6 protein-coding genes are annotated in these 11,493 nt (G+C 38.3%); all 6 read left to right on the forward strand.

Features of this window, described 5'->3' with window-relative positions:
* Positions 1-113: 113 nt before the first annotated feature.
* The 6 genes from ACQ334_RS04595 to ACQ334_RS04620 all read left to right on the forward strand — a co-directional run bounded on the left by ACQ334_RS04595 (position 114) and on the right by ACQ334_RS04620 (position 11,419).
* Positions 114-1,418 carry a four-carbon acid sugar kinase family protein gene (locus ACQ334_RS04595; RefSeq protein WP_430986990.1) on the forward strand — a complete coding sequence of 435 codons (1,305 nt, stop codon included), beginning with the start codon at positions 114-116 and terminating at the stop codon, positions 1,416-1,418.
* Positions 1,419-1,494: 76 nt separating this feature from the next.
* Entirely contained in the window at positions 1,495-2,157 is a 663-nt protein-coding gene (locus ACQ334_RS04600) for an aspartate/glutamate racemase family protein (RefSeq protein ID WP_430986991.1), read from the forward strand.
* 78 nt (positions 2,158-2,235) lie between these two features.
* Positions 2,236-3,525 (forward strand): bile acid:sodium symporter family protein, encoded by a 1,290-nt coding sequence (locus ACQ334_RS04605; RefSeq protein ID WP_430986992.1) that lies wholly within the window; start codon positions 2,236-2,238, stop codon positions 3,523-3,525.
* Positions 3,526-3,543: 18 nt separating this feature from the next.
* A complete protein-coding gene (locus tag ACQ334_RS04610) occupies positions 3,544-6,882 on the forward strand; it encodes a glycoside hydrolase family 2 TIM barrel-domain containing protein (protein WP_430986993.1) in 3,339 nt (1,112 codons plus the stop codon).
* Position 6,883: 1 nt separating this feature from the next.
* Positions 6,884-8,014, forward strand: a complete 1,131-nt coding sequence (locus tag ACQ334_RS04615; RefSeq protein WP_430986994.1) for a glycosylase — start codon at positions 6,884-6,886, stop codon at positions 8,012-8,014.
* Between the two features lie 30 nt (positions 8,015-8,044).
* Positions 8,045-11,419 carry a glycosyl hydrolase gene (locus ACQ334_RS04620; protein ID WP_430986995.1) on the forward strand — a complete coding sequence of 1,125 codons (3,375 nt, stop codon included), beginning with the start codon at positions 8,045-8,047 and terminating at the stop codon, positions 11,417-11,419.
* Positions 11,420-11,493 lie beyond the last annotated feature (74 nt).

Genomic DNA, 11,493 nt, shown 5'->3' on the forward strand with positions numbered 1-11,493 from the left:
AAAAACTTTGTGAAGTAAACCACGAAGGCACTAAGAACACTAAGTTCACGAAGGGAAAACTTTGTGTTCCTTTGTGCACTTAGAGACTTAGTGGTTCAAAGAAAGGTTAGAATATGAAAAAACTATTGTTAGCATTTTACGGCGATGATTTTACCGGCAGCACTGATGCCCTGGAATTTATTTGCCGTGCCGGTGCTAAAGCAATTTTATTTATTGCACCACCAACTGCAGCACAATTAAATGATTACCCTGACCTGGATGCTTATGGTGTGGCAGGCAAAACAAGATCTTTATCTCCTGATGAAATGGAAAAAATATTGTTGCCTGCATTTGAAACAATGAAAGCAACAGGCGCAAAGCATATACATTATAAAGTCTGCTCCACGTTTGATTCATCAGCCACTATTGGCAGCATTGGTAAAGCAATTGATTGCGGTGCCACAGTTTTTGCCAATACAACAATTCCTGTGTTAGGTGGTATGCCTGCATTGGGACGTTTTTGTGTATTTGGAAATTTGTTTGCTAAAATGGGTATCGGCAGCGAAGGAAAAATTTACCGGTTGGACCGTCATCCTTCCATGAGTAAACATCCCGTAACTCCAGCTGATGAAAGTGACTTGCGTTTGCATTTGGGTAAACAAACAGCAAAGAAAATTGGATTGATAGATATCATACAATTAAAACAACCGGTGGAGGAAATAAATTGTGATGAGGCAATTGTTTTAATAGATGCTTTAAATGAAACACATTTATTGAAAATAGGTGAATGGATGAATCTTCAGGCGAACGAAAAACAATTATTTTCTGTTGGTTCATCAGGCATTGAACTGGCGCTGGGAAAATATTGGAATGAAAAGAAAGTATTAGCATCCATTTCAGAATGGCAACATCCCGGAAAGGCAAATCCTTTGCTGGTAATATCGGGAAGTTGTTCACCTGTTACCGCCATGCAAATTGCTTATGCAAAAGCAAACGGTTTTGAAGAAGTGATCATTGATGCTATAAAAATTTGTACTGATGGAGTAATGGAGTCATCAGTTTTTGATGCAGTCAATACATTGTTGCAGCAGCAAAAAAATGTTATCGTTCATACCGGCCCAAAACAAACGGATAATTTGTCTTCTGAAAAACTGGGCACTGCATTGGGACAAATTGCAAAAGCAGCAGCGGAACGCTCATTGGTAAAAAGAGTGGTGATTGCAGGCGGAGATACCAGTAGTTACGCAGCAAGGGCAATGGAAATTGAAGCGGTGGAAATGATTGCGCCGATAGTAATTGGAGCCCCATTATGTAAAGCATTATCGAAAAATATAAGCATTAATGGATTGGAAGTAAATTTTAAAGGCGGGCAAGTGGGTAGTGAAAATTATTTTGAAATAATAAAACAAGGGAAATTACACGGAGATACACAGAGTTAACACAAAGATACACAGAGGCGCTCCGTGTACCTCTGTGAAAAATCTCTGCGTAACTCTGTGGCATAAAAACATAAACATGAAACAAAAAACTTTAGGACTCATTCACACATCAGCAACGCTCGTTCCTGTATTTGCAGATTTGTGCAGCAAGTATTTACCCAATGTAAAAGTATTCAACATTGTAGATGATAGTTTAATAAAGAACACTATTGCCTGCGGTGAGTTAACAAAATCCACATCCAGGAGAGTGGTGAATTATGCAGCTTCTGCAGAAGAAGCCGGTGCCGATTTTATTTTATACACTTGCTCCTCCATTGGTGCAGCCGTAGAAGCAGCAGCTGCATTGACTGGTGTGCCGGTATTACGTGTAGATCAGCCGATGGCAGATAAAGCCGTACAATCGGGAAAAAGAATTGGCGTGATCGCAACTTTGTCAACCACACTTGAACCAACAAGTGATTTAGTAAGAAGAAGAGCCGTGGTTGCCAATAAAGAGATTGAATTGAAAGCTGTTTTATGCGAAGGTGCATTTGATGCACTCATGAGTGGCGATGCCGCAACGCATGATAAAAAAGTAGGCGACGCATTAAAGCAATTATCAAAAGAAGTAGATGTAATTGTATTGGCACAGGCATCCATGGGAAGAGTGGTGGATACATTGGATGAAGCGGATAAAAAAATTCTCATCCTGGCAAGTCCAACGATTGCTATCGAATACCTGGCATCCATCTTAAATTAAAAAGTGGCCACGAATTACACCAATGAGCACTAATAAAAACATTCGTGAAGTTTAGTGTGATTAGTGGCAAAAAAATAAATGAATAGCGTCAAAAAAATATTTTTAGTGTTGAGTGCGCTCTCAGGCATTGTATTGTTGGTTGGTATCATCATGCAACAGGAAAATATTTATAAACCTTTTGCTTTGGTAACAGCAATCAGTTTTGCTATTGGCTTAGGTGCAGTGCCCTCATTAAAAGGTTATCAATACACGGCATGGATCATCAGTGCAGTGGTGGCAGGAATGATATTTCCGGAAGCATTTAAAAGCTGGGGCGGCGTAAACCTCAGAGATAAAACTTTAATTCTTGTTATTATTCAACTGGTGATGTTTGGCATGGGCACACATATGAGCCTGAAAGATTTCAGTGGACTGGCATCAACAGGTAAAGGGGTGCTGGTAGGTTTATTCTGTCATTTTTCTATTATGCCATTAATGGGTTTATTGCTCACTAAAATTTTTCATTTTGAACCGGAAATTGCTGCAGGGATTATTTTAATCGGCAGTTGCAGCAGCGGACTGGCCAGTAATGTTATGGTGTATTTAGCAAAAGCAAATTTAGTGTTGAGTGTAATTGTAACTGCTATGGCAACATTGGTAGCACCACTATTAACGCCATTATTGATGAAAACATTTGCAAGCACATTGATCAACATCAATTTTATTGATATGATGATGGAGATTGTAAAAATAGTATTGGTACCAATTGGCGCAGCATTACTGCATGATTTTTTAAAGAGAGCAACAGCACCACAAAAAAAGATAGTGCATTTTCTTTTTGGTGCAGCAATAATTTTTGTTGGTATGGTACTATTCCTGGTGTCAAAAGAAACGGAAGCTGCTCCGGTAGCAAAGTCGATTGTATTAACAGGCTTTTTCGCAGGCGCCATAATTGCAGGCGTGTTGTATAATTATTTGCATCAGCAATTTCCAAAGTTGGATACAATAATGCCGTTGATATCAATGGTGGGTATCATTTATTTTACCACTGTTACTACTGCCGCCGGCAGAGAAAATTTAATGAAAGTGGGTGTGTTATTATTTATTGCATCTGTTATTCATAATGCCGCCGGGTATTTTTTTGGTTACTGGCTCAGCCGTTTGTTTGGCATGGATATTAATTCCAGCAGAACCATTGCGTTTGAAGTAGGTTTGCAAAATGGGGGCATGGCAAGTGGTATTGCAGGCAGTATGGGAAAATTGGGAACAGTTGGGTTAGCACCGGCGGTGTTTAGTCCATGGATGAATATCAGTGGAAGTATTTTAGCAAATTACTGGAGAAGAAAACCAGTGGAAACACAAAGTCACGAAGACATAAAGGAGCACTAAGAAAATGCTTTAAAAAAGATGAAGAAAAATAAAATAGCAACCACAAAGACGCAAGGTCACGAAGGGGCACTAAGAAAATCCTTTGTGTTACTTTGTGTTCTTAGTGCCTTTGTGGTTCAAGTAAAAGCGCAGCTCGTTGATAAAACTCCTGCTGCTATACCTAATGCGCCAGTTATTTACAACACGGAGCCATATGAAGATCCATTGATCAGTGGTATCAACAGAGATGCAGCAAGAGCAACAGCATATTCTTATGCAACAGTAAATGACGCTTTAAAAAATGATAGGGATAAAAGTGGCCGTTACATTTCATTAAACGGCGAATGGGATTTTTCTTTTGGATTAAAGCCCGGCGATGAACCGCAGGATTTTTATAAAGCGAAAGTGAATGGCTGGAAAAAAATAACTGTGCCTTCCAATTGGGAAATGCAGGGTTACGATAAACCGATCTATAAAAGTGCGGTATACCCATTTCGCCCGGTAAATCCACCACATGTACCAAAAGATTATAATGGTGTAGGTTGTTATCAAAGATCATTTACTGTTCCTGTTGACTGGAAGAATAAAAATATTACACTACATTTTGGTGGCGTAGGTTCTGCGTATAAAGTGTGGGTGAATGGAAAATTCCTGGGTTATTCAGAAGATAGTTTTATGTCCAGCGAATTTAATGTTACTCCTTATTTACAGGATGGCGAAAATATAATTTCAGTTTGGGTGATCCGTTGGTGCGATGGTAGTTTTTTAGAAGACCAGGATGGCTGGCGTTTAAGTGGTATTCACAGGGAGGTATATTTGATGGCCGAACCGAAACTGAGAATTGCGGATTTCTTTTATCAAACTAAATTGGATAAGGATTATAAGGATGCAGTACTAAGCATTCGTCCACGAATAGAAAATTTAACAGGTGGCGAAGTGCCGGGGTATAAATTGAAAGCACAATTGTATGATGCTAATGATCAGCCCGTTTTACCTGCACCATTAGAAAGGTCCACTGATGAGATCATCAATGAAATTCATCCCCGTTTAGACCAGGTGAAATTTGGTTTACTCGAAACAAAAATTTCCAATCCCAAAAAATGGAGTACAGAAGAACCAAACCTTTATAAGTTGGTATTAAGTTTAGAAGATAGTGTTGGAAATATTCTTGAAGTGAAAACTTGTAAACTCGGTTTTCGTTCTATTGAATTTAGAAAAGATAACAGTAAATTATTGATCAATGGAAGACTTACTTATTTATATGGCGTTAATCGCCCTGATCATGACCCGGTATTAGGCAAAGCATTAACCAGGGAAATTATTTTAAGAGATGTAACCACTATTAAACAATATAATTTTAATTGCATCCGCTTAAGCCATTACCCCAGCGATCCTTATTTGTTAGACTTATGTGATGAGTTTGGCATTATGGTAATTGATGAAGCTAATTTAGAAACGCATGGGCTTGGAGGAAAGTTAGATCATGAATCCAACTGGACAGGTGCTTATGTTGACAGGATAAGCCGCATGGCATTGCGTGACAAAAATCATCCGTCAATTATTTTCTGGAGTTTAGGAAACGAAGCCGGCAGCGGACCTAATCATGCAGCGATGGCTGGATGGATCCATGACTTTGATATCACACGTCCGCTGCATTACGAACCTGCAATGGGCAGTCCGAAAGAAGAAGGCTATATCGATCCATCTGATCCTGCTTATTTAAAAAGCAATGACCATAGCCACCGCATACAAAATCCGTTCGATCAATATTATGTTGATATGATCAGCCGAATGTATCCTGCAATGTATACAGCACCATTATTAGCTAATCAATCCAATGGCGATCATCGTCCTGTTTTCTTTTGTGAGTATGCACATACCATGGGCAACAGCGGCGGTAACATCAAAGACTTCTGGGATCAATGGAGAAATACAAAACGTATCATCGGCGGTTGTATCTGGGAATTTAAAGACCAGGCATTATTAAAAACAGATTCTGCCGGGGTAAAATATTATGCCTATGGTGGTGATTTTGGTGAAAAATATTTCGACAATTTTACTATTAAAGGAATTGTAAATGCCGATGGTACACCAAAGGGCGTGATGAATGAATGTAAAAGAGTTTTTCAATCTATAGAGACCGAATTGGTTGATGCAAAAAAAGGATTGGTAAAAATAACTAACCGCAGTGCCGTAAAAAATACTACTGCGTATAATGCCGTTTTGATAATTACAAAAGACGGCAATCCCATTCTTGTAAAAGACCTTCCTGCTATTGACATTGAACCGGGGAAAGATGCGGTTATTGCTATTAATGAAGACCTGCCAGTAATGAAACCTGGAGCGGAGTACCATGCCAATATTAGTTTTCATTTAAAGAAGAATGAAAGCTGGGCTGGAGAAAATTTCATCGTTGCATCAAACCAGTTTGTGATGCAGGCTGCTGTTAAACAAAAAAATATACCTGAAGGTAATGGGTTTATTGTGCGGTACGGGCCGGCCAGTATAGATATCAATAATAAAATTTTTTCTGTGTCAATAGCTACATCAGGTAAGGGAGGATTGAATTCCTATAAATACAAAGGGGTGCAGCAAATCAGGCAGGCTTTAGTACCGCACTTTACAAGGCCATTAACAGATAATGATAAGCGGGGCTGGAAACCGCAGCGTAAATTAAAACAGTGGTATGAAAGCAACCCGGAACTGGTAAATACAACTTATGAAAATGAAAAGGGTGGTATGATTGTAACTAATCAGTATAAACTTATTCATGATAGTGCTTCAGTAAATGTTGTTTATCATGTTTATTTCAACGGCGTGGTAAAAGTTGATTACCATCTCCAGGTAAAACCAGGTTTGCCCAATATACCCAAAGTGGGTATGCAAATGGGCATTGAAAGAAGTTATGATAATATTGAATGGTTTGGCAAAGGCGAAAAAGAAAATTATATCGATAAAAATTATGGTGCAGATGATGGTATATACAAATTACCTCTCAACCAGTTTATGGAAAATTATGTAGTGCCACAGGAGAATGGTAACCGCACCGATGTACGCTGGATGTTTTTATCTGACCAACAAAAAAATGGATTGCTGATTGTTGCAGATAGTTTATTAAGCATGAGTGCATGGCCATATACAGAGGAGAATATTCAAAATGCAAAACATACCAACAAATTAAAAGATGCTGGTTTCATCACTTTAAATATTGACTTGATACAAATGGGTGTTGGTGGTAATGATAGCTGGAGCGATGTGGCCGCACCATTAGAAAAATACCAGGTTCCTGCAAAGGATTATCAGTATTCATTTTATTTGCTGCCTTATACTGCGAAAACAAAAACAGCATCTGATAAAGCAAAAGAAATAAAATTCTAAAATGAAACAATATTTTTTAAAAATAATTATAATACTCCTTTGTGTGCTTTGTGCCTTTGTGGGTCAATTAAAAGCCCAACAAAAAGAAGTGCCGCAAAATATAATGCAGCAAATTTATGAGCAGGTAAAAACACCTTTTAAATATGGTCTTGTAGTAGCGCCATCAGATGCATCAAAAAAAATAGATTGCCCTTCTGTTTTTCGTAAAGGGAAAAACTGGTACATGACGTATATACTTTTTGATGGCAGGGGATATGAAACCTGGCTGGCTAAAAGTAGTAACCTGTTACAATGGAAAACATTGGGGAAAATATTAAGCTTTGGTGATACTTCAACCGTAGATGGAACTAATTGGGATGCTAATCAAAAAGCAGGGTACATTGCGTTGCAAGATGAAAAATTTGGTGGTAGTTATGAACTCCAAAAATATAACAATAAATATTGGCTGAGTTTTATTGGTGGAAAAGAAAAAGGGTATGAGAGTGGTAAGTTAAGCATTGGTGTGGCCAGTACGGATAAAGATATTACCAAAGCTCATTTGTGGAAACCATTAGGCGATCCTGTTTTATCAATGAGTGATATTGATGTGCGCTGGTGGGAGAATAAAAAATTATTTAAGAGTACAATCATCTGGGACAAACAAAAAACATTGGGGCATCCGTTTGTAATGTACTACAATGCCAATGGCGATACCAGTAACAATACACCTAAATGGCGCTGGTTCGAAAGAATAGGCATGGCAGTGAGTGATGATATGATCAACTGGCAAAGGTATCAGACTGATCCTGTAGTGCACCATAAAATTGGTATTACCGGCGATGGTGTAATTCAGAAAATAGGCGATGTGTGGGTAATGTTTTATTTTGGTGCTTTTTGGGAAGGCAGAAAAAATGAAACCTTTAATCGTTTTGCCTGCAGCTATGATTTAGTGCATTGGACAGATTGGAACGGAGATGATCTTGTTAAATCTTCAGCACCATACGACGCAAAATATGCACATAAAAGTTTTGTAGTAAAGTATAAAGGCGTGGTGTATCATTTTTATTGTGCGGTAGATGCAAAAGATCACAGGGGTATTGCGGTAGCTACTTCGGTTGATAAAGGGAAAAGTAAAGTTGAGTTTGTAAAGTAAATAAAGTTTATAAAGCATTGAGTATTGTAAATGAGTAGAAGGATAAAAATATTATTGCTGATTTGCTGTACTGTATTTGTATTGCAGTATAGTAATGCACAACAAAAAAATACTGTTTCAATTGAACAGAGTTTTCTTCACCCGCCTGCAGCAGCAAAGCCCTGGGTATTCTGGTACTGGATGCATGCCGCAGTTTCTAAAGCAGGCATTACAGCAGATTTAGAAGCGATGAAACAAGTGGGCATCGGCGGTGCTTATTTGATGCCAATACAGGATACTGTATCATCAATTCCATTTCAATCAACGGTAAGACAGTTAACACCTGAATGGTGGGCCATGGTAAAATTTGCAATGCAGGAAGCCAAACGTTTGAATCTTAAATTAGCCATGCATGTAAGCGATGGTTTTGCATTGGCTGGCGGGCCATGGATAACACCCGAATTGTCAATGCAAAAATTAACCTGGAGTAAAATATATATTTCATCAGCCACACAAAAAATAAAATTAGCACAACCGGAAAGCAATGCAGGATATTATAAAGATGTAGCGGTGTTTGCTTATCCTGCAAATTCTTCCAATGCTTTTGCTGAAAAGCAAATTGTTCCTGTTGTAACAACAAGCAACGGAACTGCAGCGCAATTTTTATTTGCAGCGGATAAAAATAATAAGCAAAGTTTTAAATCAGATACCGCTTGCTGGATACAATACCAGTACGCACAATCATTCACCTGTCGTTCAATAACTATTCATACCGGTGGTAATAATTATGAAGCACAAAGATTAATGGTACAATCTTCTGAAGATGGAATAAATTTTACAACCATTACACAACTGCAACCACCACGCCATGGCTGGCAGGATACTGATGAAGATGTTACGAGTGCAATTCCTGCAACCACCGCAAAATATTTTCGCTTTGTATATAATAAAGCAGGCAGCGAGCCTGGTGCTGAAGACCTTGATGCAGCCAAATGGAAACCTTCGTTTAAAGTGATGGGCATTTATTTGTCGGATGAACCTGTCATCAATCAATTTGAAAGCAAGAACGGATCGGTATGGAGAGTGAGTGAAAATACCACTGAAGAAGAAGTGCCGGTTAGCGAGGCTATTCCTTTAAAAAATATTATTGACCTGTCTTCTAAAATGGATAGCTATGGAAACCTTACGTGGACGCCACCTTCAGGAAATTGGGTGATTGTGAGGATCGGTCATACATCAACAGGACATACCAATGCAACAGGTGGTGCAGGTGCAGGATTGGAGTGCGATAAATTTAATGCAGCTGCCATCAAATTGCAATTTGATAACTGGTTTGCAAAAGCATTCAGCAATACTGATGCAAAGCTTGCCAAAGAAGTACTGAAAGTTTTTCATGTGGATAGCTGGGAATGCGGCAGCCAGAACTGGAGCGATAATTTTAAAGCTGAATTTAAAAAAAGAAGAAGTTATGATCTTGCGCCTTATCTTTTGGTAATGACGGGTGTTCCTGTTAGTGATGTAAATACTTCTGAAAAAGTTTTGCATGATGTAAGAACAACTATTGCTGAATTAGTGAATGATATTTTTTATGCTACAGTAAAAAAACTGGCACATGAAAAAGGTTGCAGCTTTAGTGCAGAGTCTGTTGCTCCAACAATGGTGAGTGATGGTTTACTGCATTATAAAAATGTTGATCTGCCCATGGGAGAATTTTGGTTGAATAGTCCCACGCATGATAAACCGAATGATATGCTGGATGCAATAAGCGGCGCACATATCTATGGCAAAAATATTATTGGTGCCGAATCATTTACTTCGGTAAGAATGAACTGGGGCGAACATCCCGGTAATTTAAAAGCTGTTGGTGATAGAAATTTTGCATTGGGAATAAATAAAATGGTATTGCATGTTTTTGCACATAATCCCTGGATGGACAAAAAGCCCGGGATGACATTAGATGGAGTGGGATTATATTTTCAAAGAGACCAGACCTGGTTTAAACAAAGTAAAGCATGGATCGATTATTTAACCAGGTGCAGTGCAGTATTACAAATGGGAAAACCTGTTGTGGATATTGCTGTGTTTACAGGAGAAGAAGTACCAAGGCGTTCTGTATTACCCGACAGACTAGTGAATACATTACCCGGAATTTTTGGTGCAGAAAAAGCGGCCGCAGAAAAAAAACGTTTGGAAAATATGGGACAACCCATGCGCCAGATCCCTGATGGTGTTTCTCATTCCGCAAATATGGCTGATCCTGAAAACTGGATCGACCCGTTAAATGGTTATGCGTATGATTCTTTTAATCCTGATGCATTGATGATGATGAAGGTAAAAGAGGGGAGAGTGGTGTTGCCGGGTGGAGCAAGTTATGGAGTTTTGGTTTTTCCCGGCAAACATCCGTTGCAACCGAATAATACTTTAATCTCTTTACCTGTTGCAAAAAAAATATTGCAGCTGGTAACGGACGGTGCTAAAATAATAATGAGTAAAGATTACCTGAGTGGTATCGGGTTAAAGGACAATGATGACAGCGTTATGATGATCATGGCTACGTTACAATTAATAGATGAAGCAAGTATAAAAGGCAAAATTATTTTTACTCCATTTGAAGAGGCTTCATTTGCAGCTTTGGGAGTTGAAAAAGATCTGGAGATTTTGAATAACAATCATTCTATTGCGTGGACACATAGAAAAGTTGGTAATGAGGACGTGTATTTTATTACTAACCAAAAAGAAAGTAAAGAAGATGTCGGATTGGTTTTTAGACATACCAATAAAATTGTAGAAATATGGAATCCGGTTAATGGAGAAATATTGCGGCGTACTGAAACGTCAAAAGATGGTAAAATATTTCTAAGCATGGCACCTTCAGCATCGTATTTTTTGGCATTTAAAAAAAATACAACAAAGTATCCTGAAAAATTAAGGACTTCTTTGGTTCAGGAACATATTTCTTTTCCGTATAAATGGGCGGTTGTTTTTGATAAAAAATTTGGAGGAGTTGAGGAGCCAGTAATATTTGATCAATTGAACAGTTGGACACAAAATAGCAATGATCAAATAAAATATTATTCAGGTACCGGAATATATCTAAATGTCTTTTTCATAAAAAATTTAGCGCAGGCAAAACGAGCATATATTCAATTTGACACTGTCTTTAATATTGCAACAATAAAAATTAACGGTATTGATTGTGGTACTTTATGGACCCGGCCCTATCAGCTTGATATCACTAAAGCATTAAAGCAAGGCGAAAATAAAATTGAAATAGCTGTTACCAATACCTGGCATAACCGTTTGATCGGTGATAATTTATTACCGGTTGAAAAAAGGATAACCTTTACAACAGCGCCCTTTCGTTTAAAAGATAAACCTTTATTGCCTGCAGGAATAATCGGGGATGTGAAAATTATTATAAGATGATTTTTTTATGCATTGCCCTGCTCTTTCATGCATTGCCCTGTTCTGTATTGCCCCGTCCTGCATTGCTCTGCCCT

This window comes from Ferruginibacter sp. SUN106 (genome assembly GCF_050611765.1).
Classification (GTDB): Bacteria; Bacteroidota; Bacteroidia; order Chitinophagales; family Chitinophagaceae; genus Ferruginibacter.

What these genes read in the sequence shown, in the direction of transcription:
- ACQ334_RS04595 (WP_430986990.1), top strand. Translation starts at nt 114, where the DNA reads ATGAAAAAACTATTGTTAGCATTTTACGGCGATGATTTTACCGGCAGC.
- ACQ334_RS04600 (WP_430986991.1), top strand. Translation starts at nt 1,495, where the DNA reads ATGAAACAAAAAACTTTAGGACTCATTCACACATCAGCAACGCTCGTT.
- ACQ334_RS04605 (WP_430986992.1), top strand. Translation starts at nt 2,236, where the DNA reads ATGAATAGCGTCAAAAAAATATTTTTAGTGTTGAGTGCGCTCTCAGGC.
- ACQ334_RS04610 (WP_430986993.1), top strand. Translation starts at nt 3,544, where the DNA reads ATGAAGAAAAATAAAATAGCAACCACAAAGACGCAAGGTCACGAAGGG.
- ACQ334_RS04615 (WP_430986994.1), top strand. Translation starts at nt 6,884, where the DNA reads ATGAAACAATATTTTTTAAAAATAATTATAATACTCCTTTGTGTGCTT.
- ACQ334_RS04620 (WP_430986995.1), top strand. Translation starts at nt 8,045, where the DNA reads ATGAGTAGAAGGATAAAAATATTATTGCTGATTTGCTGTACTGTATTT.